Raw genomic sequence first — 21,810 nt, 5'->3', positions numbered from 1 at the left:
ATGGCCATCAAATCGATCGGGGTTTGCGTGATGAACAAAATCCAGCCCACGCACACAAACGCGAGTGGAATGCAAATCAGCACACTGAAGGGCAAAATCACGGACTCAAACAAAACACCCATGAGCAACAAAACAAACGTAGTTGCAAGATAAAGCCCGGCATTGGTGGATTCTTGCGTCTCGCGCAAGCGATCGAAGCGCTGGCCTTTATCCCAGGAATAGCCTGGCGGCATATGAAAGCCGGCCATCACTTGATCCACTTGGCGAAAGACGTTTTCCATTTTTTCGCTGGTGGTCGAGGCTTTCACGGCGAGCATGGTCTTGCCATCTTCGCGTTGAATGCGGCTGTAGCCGCGCTTCATTGAGATTTGCGCGATGTTCGCCAGCGGAATGTCCTGTCCATTCTGTTGCGGCAGGCGCATCGCCATAAGCTGATGCAAGGTCTCGCGATCCTGCTTTTGCATTTGAATGCGAATGTCAACCTCGCGATCATCCATGCGATAATCCGGCAACTCGACGCCGCGCAGCGCATAGCCGATGGTGCCCGCCACGGCGCGCGCATTCACGCCAAATTTCGCGGCTTGCTCGCGATCGAGTTTCAAGCGAATCTCATCGACGCCATCTTCCAACTCGGTATCGACATCGAGAAAGTCCGGGATTGTGCGCAAGCGCCGCTCAACTTCAGTGGCCAGCTCCGTCAACTTGCTCGTGTCATCGCCGTGCAGCACGACGGAAACCGTGCCCTGATCGCCGCCGCCGCCGCCCTGGCGCCAACGTGTGCGCATTTCGATGCCGGGCCGTTTTGGTGCATGCTCTTTAAAATGGGCCAAAACTTCTTCTCGCGTCATAGGAGCTTTATCCATCAACCCCAGCGTGCGCCCAATGCCATTGCCGATTACTTGCCACCAATCGTACGAAGGCGCCGGGTTGAGATAAATCTCCATCCGGCCCCAATTCGCGCGAAACCGGACATCCACCGTGCGCACACCGTATTCCTCTTTTTGCGCATAAACAAAATCCTCCAGCGACTTAAAATAGGAATCGGCCTCTTCAATCGAATAATTCGACGGCAAGTCGAACATCACCCAAATGTCGTTGATGTTGCCGCGCGTTTCATCCGTGGTGGGCACGGCTTTCATGATGGCAAACCCGCTCAGGCACAAGATTAAGAATAGAATTGCGGCATCGACGCGGTGCGCCAGCGTGCGCTCCAGCCAGCGTTGATAAAACCCGATCGCCCGCGTGATCGTCTTCGCTTCTTTCGGTTCTTGCATGCCGGAAAAAATCATCGTTGCCAATGGAATGAACAGAAGCGCGACGATTAGACTTGCCAACAACGCCACGATGATGGGCATTCCCATGCGTGACATGTAAAACGTCATACCCGGGTCATTCCCCATGAAAATCAACGGCAGGAACACCACAACTGTGGTCAGTGTTGCCAGTGTGATCGGCATGGCCACTTCGCTCGCACCTTGAATGGCCGCATCGCGTGGAGAAAGCCCCTCTTTGCGCAGACGATAAATATTCTCGACGACCACGATGGAATTATCCACCACCATACCGACGCTCACCATCAAGCCCATCATGGTCATGATGTTCAGCGTCCAGCCGACAAAATAAACGACAATGATCGTCGCCAGCAGCGAAATGGGAATTGCCAGGTTGATGATCAGCGTCATCCGCACGCGGCGTAAAAAATAGTAAAGAATAAAAAACGCGAAGATCCCACCCCACATACCCGAACTTTTAAGATTGTTGATCGATTCTTTGACATATGTGCCTTGATCGAAAATCATCTCGAAACGCATGCCGGAAAGCTGGGGCGTGGTGCTGATTCTCTCGTTAAGCGTTTTGGTGATGGCCTCGCAAACTTGCACGGTGTTCGCTTGCGACTCCTTGAATACTCCGATCCAAACGGCTTTTTTGCGGTCCAGCCGCTGCACCCATTGCACCTCTTCCGCAACGTCATACTTCACTTCGGCAATGTCTCCCAGCCGCAGATTGGAGTTGCGAATACGAAGGTGCTTGATTTCATCCAGGCTGGAATATTTCCCCACTGAGCGTACATAAAATTTCTTGCCGCCATCTTTGACGAAGCCGCTCGCCAACACGAAATTGTCGCGCTGCAGATCCTGCACAAGCTGATAAAGATCGACGTTGTGCGCATCAACCTTGGCTTGATCCACCATCACCCGCACGGCCTTACGGTCGGCCCCCCATAATTCAACATTGGCGACGCCGTCGATGCGGGTGAAGACCTTGCGCACGTAGGTGTCGAGCAAGCCGTAGGCATCTTCAAAATCCTTCTCCAGCGCCACGGCAATGACGGCGACGGATTCATCGTCATCGCTGAATTTGCGCGGATAAATCCGCTCGATATCCGCAGGTAGCTCAGGTTTAATGCGGTCCATGCGGTCGCGAATATCGGCATAGGCGACGTCCATGTCGGTATTGTTGGCAAACTCGATCCAAAACCAACAACCATTGTCGCGGCTGCTCGATTCGATGCGTTTCACGCCACTGATGGTCTGAATAATTTCTTCCACCGGCCGTGCGATCTGTTCTTCCACTTCGCTGGGGTTGGCATTGTTGTAGGGAATCCAAACGCCCAGCGCGGGAAACACAAAACCCCGCGGGAACAATTCGAGCGGAATATCCTTGTTCGCTACAACGCCGACGACGAGCGTCGCCAGAAAGATCATTAACACGGTTACCGGCCGCTTCGCGGATAAATTCGGCAGGATCGAGTTACGTTTCATAGGGGCGCCTGTGTTGGTACAATTTCTTTCGTGCCTATGCGCGCTCAAGATCTGTTAGGCTCTACACATGATTGCACGCGCGAGTTCGAAAGTTTGCGAAACTACTTCGAGCGGTCTAAAACGGCATAAACCACGGGAATCACAACTAGCGTCAGCAAGGTCGAACTGATTAAACCGGCGACAACGGTGATGGCCATTGGCGTGCGGATTTCGGCGCCGTCGCCCAACCCCAGCGCCATCGGTAAAAGTCCGAGCACGGTGGTGCCGGTGGTGATCAAAATCGGGCGCAAACGCACGCTGCCGGCTTTCACGATGGCCTCAATTTTTTCCATGCCGTCACGGCGAAGATGGTTGATATAATCGATCAAAATAATGGCATTGTTGACAACGATGCCCGCCAGCAAAATCATGCCGATGAATACCACGACACTGAGCGGAATCTGCAACACCCAAAGCGTGAGCACGACGCCAATCAGCGCAAGCGGAATGGTGAACATAATCACAAATGGATGGAGTAACGATTCAAATTGCGCCGCCATAACCACATAAATCAAAAACACAGCTTTGACCGGTCACCGTGAAACTGAAATCATCGGGCATGTCAATGGCGTTCAGCGTGGCGTAAATTTGTTCGGCCGCATTCTTGAGATCGACGCCGCTAATGTTGGCCGTAATCAAGGCCGCGCGCTGCTGCTCGATACGACGAATCTCGCTCGGCCCCTCTTTCACCTGAACATCCGCAATTGCTGCAAGCGGAATGGGAATTGGCTGGTTAGGGTTGACAATCAGGCGCTGCAATTCCTGTAAACCGGCTTTGTCATTCTCATTTACTTTCACGCGAATATCGATGCGGCGATCGGCTTCGCGAAATTCGGTGGCAACCACGCCTTGCACTTTGTTGCGCACGACGGAAGCCACGTCATTAATATTCAAATTGTAGTAGGCCAGACGGTCACGATCATAGACAATCTGCACTTCCGGATTGCCGGTTTGAAAATTCGAGCGCACATCCCGCAAGCCGGGCAGTTTTGCCAGGCGCGCTTCCGCCTCGCGGCTCAGCTCTCGCAGCTTCGTGAGATTGTAGCCTTTGATTTCCACTTCAATCGGGGTCTTGAAACTGAACATTGCGGGACGCGAAATTTTCGTTTCGACGTCGGGAATGTTTTCGAATTTTTGGCGCAAGTTTGCAATCACCGCTTCTTCGCGACGTTCGAAATCACCGTCTCCGTTCAGCTTAATCGTCATTCGTGCGGTATGCTCGCCTTCCTCACTCTGCGATTGCGAGGTTCTCTCGGTACCCGCCACCATCGCGACGCGCTCCACGTCTCTCTGCTCCACGGCAATTTGCCCCAGCGGCTGCAGCTTTTCGTCTGTGCTTTCCACTGGTGTGCCCACCGGGAAACGCGTTTCGACATTAAATTCGCCCTGGTGAACTTCGGGAATCAGCGTCAAGCCCAGGCGAGGCATCAAAACAAAGGCGGACAATCCGAATAAGGCCGCCGAGTAGGCGATCACCGCGCTGCGATTGTTCAGCGCCCAGCGCACGACTCTGGGATACGTTCGATACGACCATTCGAGTATTGGATTTGCTACGAACAGCATGCCAGTAAAGAAGAGTGCCACCGGAATGCCGGCAATCACCAAGCCGATCATCAGCAAAAATGCGCAGACGAAAATCCCCATCAAACCGGCTTTAAATATTGTGCTAAAAACATGATGAATCGCAAAGCGCACAATGCTATAAATCAAATAAAGGGGAAATCCCAAAAGGCCGGATAACGTCTTTTTGATTACGCCGCCGGTTGAAAACTTTGCGGCGAAACGGCGCCATCCACCAACAAAAGATTCAAACGAGTTATAAATAAAAATCGTGTTCCACGTGCGCAGATGCAAATCGTTGATGAATTTGGGATTGACGCTCCACGCCGCGAGCGCCTGTGCGAATCTGCGCAATGGTGGAATCCAGCCGAGCAACAAAGTTGGCGCAAATGCGAGCAACAGCACAACGCCTTTCAGCAGCGTCAGCAGCGAGGTGGCGAGAAGAATCAAAAGATTCAGCACCGCCTGGCCGCCAAGTCGCCCCAAAATGCCTGCGACAAACGACAGCAGGCGAATTTGCTCGCCGTCCTCTTGGCGGGATTTCCACGTTTTCAGGTCATCGAAAAGAGACAAGCGCAACACATGCTTGCCGGAAAATCGTCCGCGCATATCCTGCCGATACTCTTCTTTGATATAGCGCGAGGCGAGCATCGGCACGACAAACAACGCCACGGCCAGCGAGGCCAGCAACGAAAACACCACGGTCAATGCCATGTCGCCGAAAATTTGTCCGGCGACGCCCTTCACAAAAACGATGGGAAAAAAGACTGCCACCGTGGTCAAGGTTGAAGCCAACACCGCGCTTCCCACTTCGCCGGTTCCGAGCACGGCGGATTGCAACAGATCATGGCCTTCCTCGCGCTTGCGATGAATGCTCTCCAAAACAACGATGGCATTGTCCACCAGCATGCCGATGCCGAGGGCAAGCCCGCCGAGTGACATGATGTTGAGCGTGACATCGAAGATGAACATCGGGCCGAAGGTGGCCACCACTGAAATCGGGATGGCGATCGCGATGATTGCGGTATTCCAAACGCGCCGCAAGAAAATGTATAACACCACGATTGCCAGTATACCGCCCAACATCGCCGTGCCTTTCACCTCGTCAATCGCGCTCTCGATGAAGGTCGATTGATCGGAAAGCAGCGTGATGCCGGTGTTCGGCGGCAGGTTGTACGCCATAAAACTCGTCATGGCCTTGGCCAGCATCGCTTGCGCCGCGCCCGCTCCGCCCTTTTTTTCTTCGGTTTTGGGCTTGCCATTTTGCGACGCCCCCGGCTTTTTCATATTCGCGACAAAAGCCTGCTGCTCCGGCGTGCCGAAAATTCGTTCATTGACGGCCTTGGCAACCGTCACGATATTCGCATCCGCTTCTTTGTAAATCTCGATCTCAACACTTTCTTTGCCGTTGACCCGCGTGATAACTTCACGTTCCTTGTGCGTGCGCGTCACCGCACCGACATCTTTCACGCGAATATCGACCCCCTGCCGGCGCCCGATCACGAGATTGCGAATTTCATTGATATTCCCAAATTCATTCAGCGTGCGGACAAGGTATTCGGTCTGGCCTTCTTTGAGATTACCGCCAGCGAGATTGATATTTTCCTGCGCCAGTCTGCGATTGACTTCCTGAATATCGAGTCCCAGCAGGGTGATCTGGCGCTCATCAAGCTCAACACGAATTTCTTCCTCTAAACCGCCGCGCACTTTGACCGCGGCGACGCCTTCGAGCGTTTCAAGATCGCGTTTGATTTCTTCTTCCGCCAAATAACGCAACGCAAACAGCGATTGATCGCCGTATAATCCCAGCCGCAAAATGGGATCGAGCGTGGGATCATATTTTAGGATCAGCGGCTTTTTTGCTTCCAGCGGAAGGAACACTTGATCGAGCTTCTCGCGCGCATCCTGAATCGCGCTGTTCATGTCGGTGTCCCAGGTGAACTCCAGGATGATATCAGAGAAGCCGGCCTTTGAAATCGAGCTGATGCTGACGAGATTGCTGACCAGACCCAATTGCTGCTCGAGGGGCCGGGAAATCGTAGTTTCAATTTCTTCCGGGGCCGTGCCGGGATATTCCGTGCGGATGGTCAGCGAGGGATACGAGATATCCGGCATCAAATTCAACGCGAGTTGATCGTACGAAACCAGGCCGAACACACAGATGGCCACGACGATCATGAATATTGCCACCGGTCGCGTTGTGGTAAAACGAAAAAAATCGCCGGCCCTGGCCATGATTTCAGATTTATCGTTTGTCATTGCTTCGTTCTCTTGCTGATGAGTAAAGAGAGGCGTTGGGGGATCGTGGCATGGCGTGCGAGAAAGCAACGCCGCCGCGCGACAGGAGATTCACACGCCTGGTTAGATCTTGGCTTCCGCGATCTTCACGCGCGTGCTGTCTTTCATGGCATTATGCCCGACGACGATGATGGTATCGCCCAGCCCCACGCCGCTGACCGCCTCGATATTGTCACGATCGGAATATCCCGGCTGCAACGGCACTTTCAGGGCAAGCGTATCATTGCGCACGACATAGACGAATTGGCGGTTATCATCATAAATCACGGCCTTTTTCGGAATGAGCACGGCATTGTCTTTGGTATCCGTCATTAATTGCACATTGACAAACATGCCGGGCTTTAACAAACGCTGGCGATCCGACACACGAATCGTCACTTTCACCATGCCGCTCGAGGGATCAACAACCGGACTGATGCGATCAACGACGCCGTGGAATTCCTCCCCAGGCAAGGCCTCCGATAAGACTTTGGCATTTTGCCCGGCTTTTGCGCGCAAAGCATCGCGTTCGGTCAAATGAATCTTTGCCAGCAAGAGATCGGGGTTGACGATCGAATAAATCTTTGTCGAGGTTAACAGACGGTCGCCGAGTTTAACGGTGCGCTCGGAAACAAAGCCGGAAATGGGCGTTTTGATACGGCAATAATCCAGGGTAAGCTTGGCTTGCTCCCATTCAATGCGGGCCTGTTCAAGATTGAAATTCGCGACATCGAACTCGCTTGCGCTCATGAGGTTTTTCTCAAACATGCTTTTCGCGCGGGCATGATTGCTCTTTTCGCGCTCATAATTCACCTTTGCGGCTTCCTCTCTGAGCTTATATTCACGCTCGTCAACTTCCAGCAGCACCTCGCCTTTACGCACGTAGCGGCCCTCTTCGGCAAGCAATTTGACGGCGATGCCCGAAACTTGCGGGTAGATATCCACAGCTTCTTCCGTCTCAATCGACGAGGTGGCCAGAACATAGGCGGAAATGACTCCCGGTTTGATGGTCGTCACCTCTACCGGAACGGCCTTGATCTCATCAACCTTGTTCTTTTCTTTTTCCGTGGCCACGCCGTTGGTCGCGCTGGCTTCGGCTTTGTCTGTTTTGTTTTTGTCTTCGGCTTCAGACTTGGAGCAGGCGGTCACCGCCAGCGACGCGGCGGCAACAAGCACCAGAAGAAATCGCATTGTTTTCATAATTTTTGAACCTCCTCGATCGGGGTAGATTACGGAGCAGCAGCCTGGAAACGCAGGCAGTTAATACAGATGTTTAGCGTAAAAGTTTCACGCCAGATCAATAATATTTTTGAGGTTTAGAGTTGGACATCTTGGCGGTAAGGTGGGGGCAACTCGCGGCAAGAATTAAAGGGGAAAATTAGATCGTGATCGGGCAGGATGATTTCAGGCGTAAAGGTCTGATGCAATACGCAACAGCCGCTACACCCCAAAAACATATTCCACAACTTCACGCAATCACGACACTGAATTTTTCACGCGAACCGACTTCACCGATCTCGCGCGTATGCGGATCTTCCAATCGGTCGAAGAATTCCTTTACGCGACTCTGCGGCAGGGCGATCAACAAGCCTCCGGAGGTTTGTGGATCGCGCAAGACACTCAGCAGCGCCGTATCGAGATGCGAGGCAAATTGCACATAATCTTTCACAAAGTCGGCATTGCTGCGTTCGCCGCCGGGCAAACAACCTTCTCTTGCCAAATGCAAGGCGCCCGGTAAGACAGGAATGGCGGAGGCGGAAAGATTAAACGTCATCTCACTCGCCTGCGCCATTTCGTGTGCATGGCCGAGCAAACCGAAGCCGGTCACATCGGTCGCGGCGTGCGCGCCCACCGCCACCATGGCCTCACTCGCGCGGCGATTGAGCTGCGTCATCGTTTGCGTCAAAAGCGTGAGGCCGGCATCATCCAGTTTGCCGAATTTCAACGCGGTGCTCAGAATGCCCGTGCCCAACGGCTTGGTGAGCACCAGCGCATCTCCCGGCCGCGCGGTGTGATTGTGAATGATTTTTTGCGGATGAACCGTGCCGGTCACCGCGAGGCCATATTTGATTTCGGCATCGTCAACCGTGTGTCCGCCGATGATCGCGACGCCTGCGGCTGAAGCCTGATCCATGCCGCCGTTCAAAATCGCAACCAGCCAATCGAGATTGCCGTTTTTCGGAAAGCAGGCGATATTCAAGGCAGTGATCGGAGCGCCGCCCATCACATAAACATCACTCAACGAGTTGGTCGCGGCGATGCGGCCAAAGTCATAGGGATCGTCCACAATTGGTGTAAAAAAATCCACCGTTTGCACCAGTGCGAGATCCTCACGCAATTGATAAATACCGGCGTCCGCCGCGGCTTCAAGTCCGATCAGAACGTTCGGCATGCTGACCTTATTTACTCTCGTTAGAACTTGCCACAACAACGTTGGGCTGAGTTTGGATGCTCAGCCGGCGCAGCGCACCGCGTGCGTGAGTTTGGTGATCTCGTCTTTGGTAAGATTCATGTCAATTCAAACAAATTGTGCCGAACGCGTCCTTGTCCATCTGCAACGCCTGCTTCAGTGCTTGCCCACAGCTTTCGCTGCAAATCACAAAGTATAAATCGTTGCCTTCTTTCTTCGCTTGTGAATCCATCGGCACCACGATTGCCGGCACGGTTTTGCGGCTCAATGCCAGAAACAGCGGCAGAATCTTTCCTTCGCGATCGCTGAGATCGATGCCGGGCATGGCCTTCGCGCCACAGCCAAAAACCTCCTCCTCCGGCCCGATGACCCGATCGCACCAAGCGCAGCGGTTCGGCATCAGGTCGTATGTCATGTTGTGTTCATGATCGTTCATCGAGCTGTTCTCAGTTGTTTCTTAAACCACGGCACGAACATACTCGTCGTGCGTTGATAGTTACGATAATCTTCGCCCTTCGTGCGCAACGCTTGCGCTTCCGTCGCCGGAATGCCGGTGACTTTGAAAATCGCCAGCAAGATCAGCAATGGGCAATAGACCGAGATCCAACCATAAGGCGAAGCCGCGGCAAAAACAAAATAAGCCACCCAGATCAAAGATTCAAAAAAATAATTCGGATGCCGCGAATAATTCCACAGGCCGGCGCGGCAGGTTTTGCCCTGATTGCGCCGGTCGCTTTTAAACTGGTGTAATTGCCAATCTGCCAGCGTCTCGCCCAGAAACGCTATCAGCCAGAGACCCAGGCCGAACCATTCCAGAGTCGCCAATTCGGGTTTCGAATTCAAACATGCCAGCAAAAACGGCGCGGATAAAACCCAATCGAGCAAAGCCTGCGCTTGAAAAAATACAAAGAACTTCAAATTCAGGTTCGTTTTCCATTTCCGGCGCAACTCGCGATAACGGCCTTCCTCTTCCTGGCCGAGGTAGCGCGTGAACAGCAAATAAAACGCAAGCCGGAAACTCCACAGACACGCCATTGCCGTGATGAGAAATTTGCGCAGGGGCTCGCCCTCACTCATGAAAAAATATAAGAGCGCCAATAATCCGAGATTCAACGCCCAGCCGAAATCCACAATACCCGCATTGCGCGTGCGCAGATGAATCAGCCAGAGAATCGTCATCACGCCAAAAACGAGCGCAAGCCCCGCCCCAAGCATTTGCACAGCCATTGCGAGCATCAATTTTCTCTCACACGTGCGGGACAATCCGCATCTGATCAATAACCAAAATCACCCGATGCAAACAAGCCAATTGAGACCAATAATCGAATTATTGTTGCCGGCTCAATTTCGCAATGCTTCGTCAAATAGTCAACCGATCTTTTTAGATTTTCCCGAGTCACCCAAAAAAATATTTGTTTAGATCAAAATCATGCTTGCCTTCTCATAAACTTTATCTTATCTTTCCGCAATTATACGCGCGTGTGCGTATGAAGCAGCCATTGAAACAAAATGTTGGTGGGTAGCGCTGTTCGTTTGCGATTCTCTCCTGAAATCAACTTTCCGTCAAGCATTGACGCGCAAAGTCCAGGATGGGCGGGTTGCTGATATGGCGGGGGAATCCATCCCAATCTCTCTTCTCAAATCATCACAATCTCGTTGTTCAACTTTAGCCAGGAGGAACGGACATGGTCGCGTCCTATTCGGTGGGCCTCTTGAGGCATTTGTTGCTGAAGTTTTTGGCGCATTCTCGCGCTGAAGAATTCTCCCTCTCACGCTCTGCTTTCTTTCTGTTGATCTGGGGCTTGTTGGCATTTTCGCCGGCCGCCGCACAAACGCCAATTTTTATCAACGAAATTCATTACGACAACAACGGCGCCGACACCGGCGAGGCCATTGAAATTGCCGGTCCGGCGGGCAGCGATCTTACAGGTTGGAGCTTGGTGTTATACAATGGCGCTAACGGCGCGAACTACGGCACAATTTCGCTCAGCGGAACCATACCCGATTTCGGCAACGGCTTTGGCGTGGTTGCCGTAAATTCCCCGGTCGCCATTCAAAACGGCGCACCCGACGGCGTTGCGCTTGTGAATGCTGCCAGCGTTGTTGTGCAATTTCTGAGTTATGAGGGCGCGTTCACGGCAACTGCCGGCCCGGCAAACGGCATGACGAGCATCGACATTGGCGTCACCGAAACCGAAGCAACGCCGATCGGCGCCTCATTGCAGCTCAACGGCACAGGCGTCAATTACGAAGACTTCACATGGTCAGCGGCAGCAACGAACACGTTTGGCGCGTTCAACAATAACCAAACGTTCATTGGTGGCGAGGCTGCGCCTTCGGTTGCAAGCACCTCACCGGCAGAGGGCGCTGCCGGCGTTCCTATAACAACAAGTCTCACGATCGGTTTCAGTGAAGCGGTTGATGTGACCGGCAGTTGGTTTTCCATATCCGGATCGTTAAGCGGCGCGCATACGGCGACGATTAGCGGCGGGCCGCAGAGTTTTACTCTCGAACCGGATGTCGTTTTCGCCAACGATGAAACCGTCACGATAACCATCTTCGCTGCAAATGTAGCGGATCAAGACACAGACGATCCGCCGGATAACATGACGGCGGATTTCTCTTTTAGTTTTACCACGATTGCCAGTGATGACGCGCCTTCGATCACAAATACCTCACCGGCAGAGGGCGCCGCCGGGGTTCCAATCACAACAACGATCACGATCGACTTTAGTGAAGCTGTTGAGGTCACCGGCAATTGGTTTACCATTTCCGGATCATCGAGCGGCGCGCACACGGCAACAGTCAACGGCGGGCCGCAGAGTTTTACGCTCGATCCGGATATCGATTTCGCGAACGATGAAATCGTTACGGTTACCGTCTTCGCAGCGAATGTCGCAGATCAAGACGACAACGATCCACCGGACAACATGGCGGCAGATTTCTCCTTCAGCTTTGCCGCGGCCTCATCGCCGGGCATCATCATTAACGAAATTCTCGCGGATCCTGATGGCACAAATGGCGACGCTAACGGCGATGGTACTGTAAATACAACGCAAGACGAATTTGTCGAATTGGTGAATGTCTCCAGCGATGAACTTGACCTCTCCGGCTGGACGCTCTCGGACGCCTTACAAGTGCGCCATACTTTTCCAGCCGGCACATTGGTGAAGGGCGAATGTGCGATTGTGATTTTTGCCGGCGGCACACCCACCGGCGCTTTCGGCGAGGCCATCGTGCAAACGGCAAGCACCCACCAACTCAGCTTGAACAACACCGGCGACACCGTGACGTTGCGCGATGCGAGCAGCGCGATCATCGCCTCTTACACCTACGGCGCCGAAGGCAACGACAATCAATCACTCACGCGCGATCCCGACCTCACCGGCCCCGAGCCGTTCATCCGGCATACGCTGGCAACCGGGGCAAACGGCCGCTTGCATTCACCGGGTTCACGCGTCGAGGGCGCGCCATTTTCAGGATGCGCCGCAACTACTTTGACAAAAGAAATTTTTGAGATTCAGGGCAGCGGGCTGGCCAGCCCGTTTGCGAATCAGGTTATTACGACAGAAAACAACGTCGTTACAGCTTTGCGCAGCGATGGCTTTTTCATGCAAACGCCGAGTGAGCGCAGCGACAACGATGACATGACTTCCGACGGCATTTTTGTTTATACTAATGCCGCGCCGACGGTTGCTGTTGGTGATGTGGTTCATGTCATCGGCCCGGTGATTGAATTTTTCGAATTCACGCAGTTCGACAACGTTTCCACTATCGTTGTCATTTCTTCCGGCAATGCTCTGCCTCCCGCTATTTTACTCGATGGCCTCACACCTTCTCCTGATCAACCGCAATCGGCAATCGAATTCGAACGGTTCGAAAGCATGCGGGTTGAAATTGTTGAGGGCATCGTCACCGGCCCCAATCAATCATTCGGCAGTGATCCAGTTGCGGAAGTTTTCATCGTCGCAGGAAATGCCCGCGCTTTCCGCGAGCCAGGCATTGCGTTTCCCGGCTTGAGCGGGTTGCCGGTGTGGGATGGCAATCCCGAAATTTTCGAGCTTGATCCTGATCGACTCGGTCAACCGAATGTGGAGATTCCTGCCGGTTCAAGTTTCAGCGCGACGGGCGTTCTGGCGTACGAGTTCGGCAATTATGAGTTGTGGCCGGTGCAGTATTCGATCAGTCCCGCCGCCTTGCCGCGCGCCGTGCGTACACGCGCGCCCGGTGAAGCCACGATTGCCACCTTGAATGCCCGTCTTTTGTATGATGATATTGACGATCCCGCTCTCGCAGAGCCGGTTCCAACGGCGCCGGAATATTCCGCCAAGCTGTACAAACTCTCAAAGTACATTCGCGACTTGCTGCATGCGCCGGATATTCTCGCCCTTCAAGAAGTCGAGAATCTTGGCACGCTGCAAGCGCTCGCCGATCAAATCAACAATGATGATGAAACCATCGTTTACACGGCGCATCTCGTCGAGGGCAATGACGTTTCCGGTATAGATGTCGGCTTCCTGGTGCGCAATTCGGTTACTGTCAATTCACTCACCCAGCTCGGTGCAAGCGAAACCCTGTCGCTTGACGGGTCTTTGTTGCACGATCGTCCGCCGCTGCTGCTCGAAGCCGTTTTGCCCAATAGCCATGCTGTTTCGGTCTTGAATCTTCATTTGCGTTCTTTAGCCGATATTGAGGACGCAACCGAAGGCCCGCGCGTGCGCCAAAAACGCCACGAACAGGCGATGTCGGTTTCAAACATGGTGCAGAATCTGCAAACCGGCGATCCCGGCATCCATCTCATGGTCACCGGTGATTTTAATGCTTTTCAATTCACCGACGGTTACGCCGACGTTCTTGGCCAAATTTTGGGAACACCGGCAGATGCTTCGCAAGCATTGCTTCCCGGCAGTGATCATGTAAATCCGGATTTGATCAACCAAGTTCTGATGTTGCTCGAAGACGAGCAGTATTCTTTCATTTACGAGGGCAGCGCACAAGCGCTGGATCATATGCTGGCATCGCAAGCATTGCAGCCATTCGTAAGTGATATTGCCTATGCGCGGGGCAATGCGGACGCGCCGGCCAGCTTGGCTTCGGATGCTTCAACGGCCTTGCGCGCTTCGGATCACGATGGTCTCGTGTTGTATATTCGCGCTGCTCTCTCAGCAGATGCCGGCGAAAACAAGGTCATTTGCGCAGGCGGCTTCGTCACTATCGGCGGCTCGCCTGCTGCGACAGGCGGCGCGGGCGGCCCGTACACGTTCAGTTGGTCGCCGAGTGAAGGTTTGAGCGATGCGACAATTGCGAATCCGATTGCGTCTCCGCAATCGACGACGACATATGCGTTGACCGTCACTGAGCCGGCTACTGGCTTGACAGCGACAGATGAAGTCACGATCACCGTGTCCTCGGATCTCGCCGTGACCTTCGATCCCGTTGGGGAATTTTGTGCGAACTCGCCCGCGGTTGATCTCTCAAATTTCGTTTCGCCTGAAGGCGGAGCATTTTCCGGCCCCGGCATGAGTGGGAACATATTTGACCCGAATGTGGCCGGCCCGGGCACGCACACGATTGTCTATACCGTCAGCGCCGGCGGTTGTAGAGGAAGCTCGACCCAGGAAATCATCGTGAAGCAACTGCCGGTGGTAAATGCTGGAGAAAATCGTGCGGTATGCTTTGGCGAAACCGTCACACTGGGCGGAAGCCCCACCGCTTCGGGCGAAGGCCCGTTTACCTATTCTTGGACGCCGGCAATCGGCCTTGATGATGCACAAGCGGCGAATCCCAAGGTGCGCCTCACGAGTGAGGCGGAATATATCGTTGCGGTAACCGATGCCAACGGCTGCGTCGCCGCTGACACAATTACGTTGACCGTGTATAATTTTGTTTTCTTATCTGATGAACACGTGAAAATCGACGGCAATCGCGAATCGAACGGTAACATTCACTCCAACACAAAAATTTCGTTCGGCCCGGGCACAGGCTCGCCCGGCAAACACACCGGCAATCTCAGCGGCGGCGGCAAGGCTTCGATTACGCTTGAAAACAAGAACACGATTTTGGGTAATGTAGCCTGCGGCGGCAAGCTTTATTTGTCCCGCACGGCAAAAGTCACCGGCACAAAAGAAGATCAGGCTGAGGTTGCCCTCCTTCCACCTCCTACTCTATCTTTCAGTGCCGGCGGAGCAAGCCATGAAGTCAAAGCGAACAAAACACTGGCGCTGTCACCCGGCTCGTATGATCGCCTCAAAGTCAAGCGCAAAGGTACGGTGAAATTGCGCAACGGCGATTACTACTTCAATACTCTTGATACGGATCCGCTGGCCGTGATTCTGCTGGATGTCACCGACGGGCCGGTGAACGTGAATATCGTTGAAGAATTCGATATTGATGAAAAAGTGCAAATCAAAATCACGCCCGACGGCGAGGCCGGCACGGATAAAGTGACCTTCAATCTCAAACAAGCGTCCAAGCTCGACATCGGCAAAGGCGCACGCGTGCTGGGCGCGTTCATCGCCTCACATGCAGAAATCCACTTCTCCAAAGACAGCCAGTTTCGCGGCTCGATTTGCAGCGGCGGGGCGATTACGGTTGAGGCACGTGTGCCGTTCCAATTTCACGGTTCTTCAACACCATTGCCGAAAGAAGAAAGCGAAGGGCTGGAGTTTGCGGACGAGGCGCAACCGGTGACGCATTATGAATTGTTGCAGAATTATCCCAATCCCTTCAACCCGGAAACGCGCATTCGTTTTATGTTGCCCAATACGGGAGAAGTGGATTTAAAAATTTACAATGATGCGGGCCAACTGGTGAGAGAACTTACCAACGGTATGTTTGCCGGCGGCAGGCATGAATTGACTTGGGATGGCCGCGATCAAACCGGGCGTTTGGCGGCAACCGGAGTTTATTTTTATCGCCTGGTGATTCGCGGTGAAACCGGAGAAGTGATCTTGAACGAAACGCGGCGCATGACATTGTTGAAGTGAAAGCGCGCCCCGTGAGCTTGCGCTAGATAAAAACTTATCTCAAAACAAAAACTCCCACAAGAGTGATTTTGAATCATTCACTTTTGTGGGAGTTGTGTTTAATGACAATTGTTCTAAGAAATGCGGATTCAGCGAGTGACCCGCACAAATCATCCGCCCTTGACGCGAATGGTTGCGATCGCATTTCAACGAGGAACAGCAAGCGAGCCAGCGCTTGGCAAAAGCAACCGGCACATCTCCTCCCAGCGTTGCAGCACGCTCGGACCGTACTTGGCGAGTTTCTGACGAACTTGCGCCACACTCAACTCTTGATAAAGCTGCTGCGGAATTTTTATGAAGAAGCGATCGGCCATGCAAATGATCTTTTCTTCCAACGAGATGGGCAGATAATCGCGCACGGGCAGAGGCAGGTTTTGTTGCACAACTTCCTCGGCGGTGAGGCCCATGCCGGTATGGCGCTCACACACCAGCGCATGGCGCGGCAGGCCCTCCTTCTCTAAAATTTCACGCCCGAGAATCGTATGCTTGATATACGGCTCGCTGCCATGACAGAAAATTGCCGGCGCATCACAATAAAAAATGCCAATATCATGCAGCAGCGCCGCTTCTTCGATAAATTCCAAGTCGAGATTATTTTGAGGATGTCGCGCTTGAAACTCACGCGCGAGCGCCAGCGCTTTGGCCGCAACCAACACGCTGTGCGCCGCCAAAATGCGATACACCTCGCTGCCGGGATCGTAGTATTTTTGAATCAACGCGAAAGGATTCAATCGCTTCGAACTCCTATAGTCTTGCTGTTTGCTGTTTGCTGTTTGCTGTTTGCCGTTTGCAACTTGCCACCCTGCTACTTGTATTTCTGCTTCAGTTGCTTGCGCACGCTGCGATGAATGGCTTTCCACTTCCTCTTTTCTTCAAGCTGCGCGTGTTGATCCTGTTTGCGATGCAAAAATGCCAGTTCCTTTTGCAGCTTTTTATAATGGCCGTAGCGTTCCGAGCTAATTTCGCCCTTCTCCAGCGCGGCTAAAACAGCACATCCCGGCTCGCTTTCATGCTGGCAATCATTAAACCGGCAGTCGGCGGCGAAACGTTCAATGTCTTCAAAAACTTCCTGCAAGCCTTCAGCGCCCTCCCAAAGCTGCAATTCACGCATGCCCGGCGTGTCGATGACCAAGCCGCCGGTGGGTACCAGCACCAACTCGCGATGCGTGGTGATATGCCGGCCTCTGTCGTCAGCCTCGCGAATTTCGCCAATTTTGAAATATTCTTCGCCGAGGAGTTTGTTGATCAACGACGATTTTCCCACGCCCGAGGATCCCAGAAAAGCAACCGTACTGTTATTTTGTAGATAGGTCGCCAACTCTGCCATGCCCTCCTCGGCCACAGCGCTGACGGTGTGTATGGCCACGCCCAGCGCGACCGATTCAACCGCATCACGACACTCTTCGACATTGTCGCATAGATCCGTTTTGTTGAGCACGATAACCGGTGTCGCGCCGCTTTCCCATGCCAAAGTCAAATAGCGTTCGATGCGACGCAAATTCAAATCCTGGTTCAACGAGCTGACCAGAAAAACTGTGTCGACATTCGTCGCTACGATTTGTTCGTCGGTATTGTCGCCGGCAGCCTTGCGTGAGAATTTGCTTTTGCGCGGCAGCACGGCATGAATGACGGCTTTCTTCTCGTCGAGCAACGGGCGAATCACCACCCAATCGCCGACCGCCGGCAAATCTTCCGCGCCGCACGCTTCATAGAACATCTTGCCGGCAGCTTCGGCGGACAATTCACCGAATTCGGTGTAGAGCCGGTAAGCTTTGCGATGTTCAATTGCCACGCGGCCGACGGCATAGCCTTTCTCTTGATAGGGAGAAAAATGGGCGGCAAAAAAATCGTTCCACCCGAATTTTTCAAGCGCCATGTGATCTCTCGTGTTGCAATGATTCCTGCCCAACAACAATCGCGCGCAGTGCAGAATATTGGCAGCAACTCAGCCCAAATTATCAACTTTGGCCTCGATTGTCAATCGGATTGTTTTGCGACCCGCCGGTATTTTTGCGCTTGCGCTTGCAATAACATTTCAATAGTTTACCCCCGCAACGCCTGCTAAACACAAACACGGCCACACGAATGCCCTGGCATTGCTGTGGACCGCGAGTTGCTTTCATCTATCTTCGGCTGCGCAAACTTATGTTCTCCCTCAAACAAACACTCCTTGCCACGCTGCTCATCATCAATCTGCCCCTTGTCGCGCTTGCCGACGACGCGGCGACCTGGCTCAAACGCGGCAAAGAAGCAATGGCGCAGAACAAACTCGAACAAGCGCACAAAGCCTTCGAGCGCGCATTGCGGCTGGCGCCCAAATCACGCGAGGCCCTGGCCCATCTCGGCAAAATCGAAGTGGCCTGGGGAAAATGGGGCAAGGCTGACGATCGCTTCGATGATATTTTGAAACAGGATAAAAACAATCTCGAAGCGCATTACTATCGCGGCGTTTGCCATCGCGAAATGGCGACGACCAAAGCGCTTTTGTTGAAAAAATTCGATTTTGACAAGGCGGAAAAACATTTCAAAACCGTGCTGGCGCGCGATTCGTTATTCATGGACACGCTTTATCAACTTGCGCTGGTCAAACGCTATCGCGATGATTATGAGGAGGCGATTCGCCTGGGCCACATGGCCGTGCGCCTGCGCCCGGACCTGGCCGGACCGCAGCGCGGCCTGTTCCGCTTGTATCGCTATATTATCGAACATCGCGGAGAGGCGGAGGTTTTGCAATGGCTGGCGCAGCAGCAAAATGAACACGCCGAATATGCCATGGGAGAGTGTTATCGCTTAAACCGCAAGCTGATGCCGGCTGATTCCATTTTTCGCGAGTTGATGCTGCGCCCGGCAAACCTCAATATGCAACCCTTGCGCCTGTCGCGTGCACGCGCTTTTTATGAGGCCGGCAAACCCGAAATTGCGCAAAGTTTTTTTTGGCAAGCGGTCGATTCCATCGCGTCGCAGCTCGACGCTGATTTTGTCTTCGACGACATGAAGTACATCGTAAGCGACGACGAGTATGACGCGTACACATCCTTAACCTCGCCGCAGGAATACCGTGATTTCTTTCACAAAATGTGGCTGAGCCGCGACCCGATGCCGGCGGCGCACGTCAACCAGCGCCTGGCCGAGCACTATCGCCGGTTGCGTTTCGCCGAAGAAAATTACGCATTCGACGGATTTCGCACGTGGTTCAACAGCCCGGATAGATCAACTTACTTGAAATACACCAAAGTCTATTTTCTCAACCATGAATTCAATGACAAAGGCCTGGTGTTCATTCGTCAAGGCCCGCCGGATGACACCGCCCTCTCTGTCGGGCAAGGCTCGAATCCCAATGAATCCTGGCGTTACTACAAAACTCCCGACCGCAATGAACTGACGTTTCATTTTGTCATCGCGGACAATGCCGTGGGCAACAACTGGCGGCTGACGCCGATTCTCACTGATCCTGCTATGTTGGAAGAACGTCTGCATTGGGGCCCGATTTACATGCGGATGTTGACAGCTTCGAACACGGAGCGCTTGAATTATGAAAATGAAATGGCCGATCAAAGCGTGCAATCTGTGAAAGTCGGTTTGAATAGCGACCGCCACACCTGGCATGTGAAAATCGAGCCGCTCGCCATGTCGTTTTATACCGCGGCCTTCAAAGGCTCCGCAGCACGCGGCAGCCTCGAGTTGTATTACGCCATTCCAGTCAACCAGCTTTTAAAAGATTATGAGCCGGAACGCGGCGCGCTGCTGCTTGAAAAAGCCGCAGTTCTGCACGACATGGCCTGGAACGAGCTTGAGCGCGTCGACAAACAAATCGCGCTGAATCCGCAATCGTCGCGGCAATTTTCACACGGGCTGTTTATCGACAGCTATCAATTTACCGCGGCCCCGGACTCTTATCGCGTTGCATTTCACGCACGCCAAAACGAAGTCACGCCGAATCGCCTGGGAGGATTTACCCTCGAAACTTTTCTGCCGGACTTTGCCGAAAACAAGTTGAGCGTGAGTGATTTGATCCTGGCTTTTAATATTTCGCCGGCGTCAGAGGCAGGCCCCTTGACCAAAAATGGTTTGGCGATTTTACCCAATCCCTACAAGCAATTCAGCCTGGCCAAACCGGTGCAGCTTTATTTCGAAATTTACAACCTCACATTGGATCGCGAAGGCAAAGCGAAATTCGCCATCGAGTATACCGTGCAAGCCTTGAAAACCAAGCAAGGCGGCCTGAGCGGCATTTTTGGCGGCGGTAGCAAAACCAAAATATCACTGGCATTTGACCGTGAAGCCAGCGCGCCTGACACGTTCGAACAAATCGGACTTGATTTGAGCGCGGCCAAGCCCGGTGAATACGAATTGACGGTTACAGTCACCGACCGCGCCAACAAGAAAAACGTAGAGGCAAAAAGCAAAATCTTTTTGGAATAAAACCCGATCTCCCGGCGGGGTTTGGCCCGCGCAGGAAGCGGCATCTTCAAGTTCGACGTTTCCCCAAACACATTCCGGCTGATTAAGAGATTTGTTGCAGGTACTGCGGTTGCGGAGAGAGAATGGCGAAAACGGCTTTAGTGCTCGGCGCCAGCGGTTTGGTAGGCAGTCATTGCTTGCAATTGTTGTTGGATAATGCTGCTTACGATAAAATCATCGTCTGGCTGCGCAAACCGTTGCCCGTGCAACATGCGAAACTTGAGCAAGACATGATTGATTTCGATCAGCTATCCCCCTACGCCGATAAACTGAAAAACGTGCAGGAAATTTTTTGCTGCCTGGGCACAACGATTAAGAAAGCAGGCTCACCCGAGGCTTTTTATAAAGTTGATTTCACCTACCCTCATGAAATTGCGAAGCTCGCCGCACAGAATGGCGTGCAACAATTCTTGATTGTCACCGCGCTGGGGGCGAACTCACGTTCTTCCATTTTTTATAATCGGGTCAAGGGCGAGATTGAAACCGCGCTCGGCAAGCTGCCCTTGCCGGGGTTACAAATTTTCCGGCCATCGTTGTTATTGGGCGAGCGGCAGGAGTTTCGCCTGGGCGAGAGAATCGGAGCGATCGTGTTCACAGCGCTTTCATTTGCATTCTTTGGACGATTGCGCCGGTATCGTGCGATTGCAGCAAGCGTAGTGGCAGAGGCGATGATTCGGATTGCACAGCAAAACTTGACAGGGGTGAATATATTCGAATCCGAAAAAATCCAGGCGTTGACAGCGGACAGATAAGTGAGATTTGCTGTTGGAGGTTTACGTGGACGACTATCACGCGAGCGGGGCCGCCCGATTGCCAATTTAAAATTTATCGCCGCTGCACTGTGGCAATGGCGATGCGTTTCGCGCCGCTTTTCTTGGCCAGTCCGAGCAAATCCAAAATCTGCTTGTGCGTCACCTGTTTATCCGCGCGAATGACGACGAGACGATCGGGATGACGGCCCACCATTTCCTTCAAAGCCGGACCCAGCCGGGCAACCGGCAGCTCGTTTTGATTGATTGCTGCTTGCCCGGTGGGAGACAGCGTGAGGGTAATATTGTCCTGCGATTTCGCTTCAATGGTGGCGGCTTTGGGCAAATCGACTTCAATATTCGACGGCACATCCAACAGCGGCGCCGTCACCATAAAAATAATCACCAACACCAGCGCAATATCCACCAACGGCGCCAGGTTCGGATTGCTGATGAGATCGCCCGAGGGCTTTCCAATTTGCATATTACAGTTTTCGTTTGACGATTGACAATTCTTTTGCGCCCGC

General features: G+C 53.1%; 13 protein-coding genes. 3 read left to right on the top strand and 10 right to left on the bottom strand.

The features are described 5' to 3' along the window. The 7 genes from FBQ85_11855 to FBQ85_11825 form a co-directional block, all read right to left on the bottom strand. Window positions 1-2,762: efflux RND transporter permease subunit (locus tag FBQ85_11855; GenBank protein ID MDL1875847.1), on the bottom strand; the 2,762-nt coding region annotated here is incomplete at its 3' end. A 101-nt stretch (window positions 2,763-2,863) separates the two neighbouring features. Beyond that, window positions 2,864-3,301: an efflux RND transporter permease subunit gene (locus FBQ85_11850; protein ID MDL1875846.1), complete on the bottom strand. Its 438-nt coding sequence runs from the start codon at window positions 3,299-3,301 to the stop codon at window positions 2,864-2,866. Continuing rightward, window positions 3,285-6,620: an efflux RND transporter permease subunit gene (locus tag FBQ85_11845; protein ID MDL1875845.1), complete on the bottom strand. Its 3,336-nt coding sequence runs from the start codon at window positions 6,618-6,620 to the stop codon at window positions 3,285-3,287. The genes FBQ85_11850 and FBQ85_11845 overlap by 17 nt, the downstream gene beginning before the upstream one ends. Window positions 6,621-6,722: 102 nt before the next feature. Beyond that, window positions 6,723-7,838: an efflux RND transporter periplasmic adaptor subunit gene (locus FBQ85_11840; GenBank protein MDL1875844.1), complete on the bottom strand. Its 1,116-nt coding sequence runs from the start codon at window positions 7,836-7,838 to the stop codon at window positions 6,723-6,725. Between the two features lie 268 nt (window positions 7,839-8,106). Continuing rightward, window positions 8,107-9,069, bottom strand: a complete 963-nt coding sequence (gene selD / locus FBQ85_11835) for a selenide, water dikinase SelD (protein ID MDL1875843.1) — start codon at window positions 9,067-9,069, stop codon at window positions 8,107-8,109. Between the two features lie 82 nt (window positions 9,070-9,151). After that, entirely contained in the window at window positions 9,152-9,484 is a 333-nt protein-coding gene (locus FBQ85_11830) for a hypothetical protein (protein ID MDL1875842.1), read from the bottom strand. Then, entirely contained in the window at window positions 9,481-10,275 is a 795-nt protein-coding gene (locus FBQ85_11825) for a DUF1295 domain-containing protein (protein ID MDL1875841.1), read from the bottom strand. Before FBQ85_11825 ends, FBQ85_11830 begins: the two co-directional genes overlap by 4 nt. Before the next feature lie 458 nt (window positions 10,276-10,733). Here FBQ85_11825 and FBQ85_11820 point away from each other — a divergent pair, with 458 nt between their 5' ends. Further along, a complete protein-coding gene (locus FBQ85_11820; GenBank protein ID MDL1875840.1) occupies window positions 10,734-16,034 on the top strand; it encodes a hypothetical protein in 5,301 nt (1,766 codons plus the stop codon). A gap of 185 nt (window positions 16,035-16,219) precedes the next feature. On the opposite strand, the gene FBQ85_11815 is transcribed toward FBQ85_11820, so the two are convergent. Both FBQ85_11815 and rsgA read right to left on the bottom strand, forming a co-directional pair. Next, window positions 16,220-16,804 carry an HD domain-containing protein gene (locus FBQ85_11815; GenBank protein MDL1875839.1) on the bottom strand — a complete coding sequence of 195 codons (585 nt, stop codon included), beginning with the start codon at window positions 16,802-16,804 and terminating at the stop codon, window positions 16,220-16,222. 74 nt (window positions 16,805-16,878) lie between these two features. Continuing rightward, complete coding sequence (gene rsgA / locus FBQ85_11810; protein MDL1875838.1) at window positions 16,879-17,949, bottom strand: ribosome small subunit-dependent GTPase A; 1,071 nt, start codon at window positions 17,947-17,949, stop codon at window positions 16,879-16,881. Between the two features lie 209 nt (window positions 17,950-18,158). On the opposite strand from rsgA, the gene FBQ85_11805 reads away from it, so the two are divergent. Together FBQ85_11805 and FBQ85_11800 are read left to right on the top strand one after the other, a co-directional pair. Beyond that, entirely contained in the window at window positions 18,159-20,495 is a 2,337-nt protein-coding gene (locus FBQ85_11805) for a GWxTD domain-containing protein (GenBank protein MDL1875837.1), read from the top strand. A gap of 122 nt (window positions 20,496-20,617) precedes the next feature. After that, the gene (locus FBQ85_11800; GenBank protein MDL1875836.1) at window positions 20,618-21,286 is read left to right on the top strand and encodes an oxidoreductase; all 669 of its coding nucleotides are present in this window, start codon (window positions 20,618-20,620) and stop codon (window positions 21,284-21,286) included. Window positions 21,287-21,359: 73 nt separating this feature from the next. On the opposite strand, the gene FBQ85_11795 is transcribed toward FBQ85_11800, so the two are convergent. Continuing rightward, a complete protein-coding gene (locus FBQ85_11795) occupies window positions 21,360-21,767 on the bottom strand; it encodes a biopolymer transporter ExbD (GenBank protein ID MDL1875835.1) in 408 nt (135 codons plus the stop codon). Window positions 21,768-21,810: the final 43 nt, after the last annotated feature.

The sequence above is a fragment of the Cytophagia bacterium CHB2 genome, assembly GCA_030263535.1.
In the GTDB taxonomy this organism is placed as follows: domain Bacteria; phylum Zhuqueibacterota; class Zhuqueibacteria; order Zhuqueibacterales; family Zhuqueibacteraceae; genus Coneutiohabitans.
Note: the sequence above shows the minus strand (reverse complement) of the source record. Positions and strands in the feature narration are given on the sequence as shown.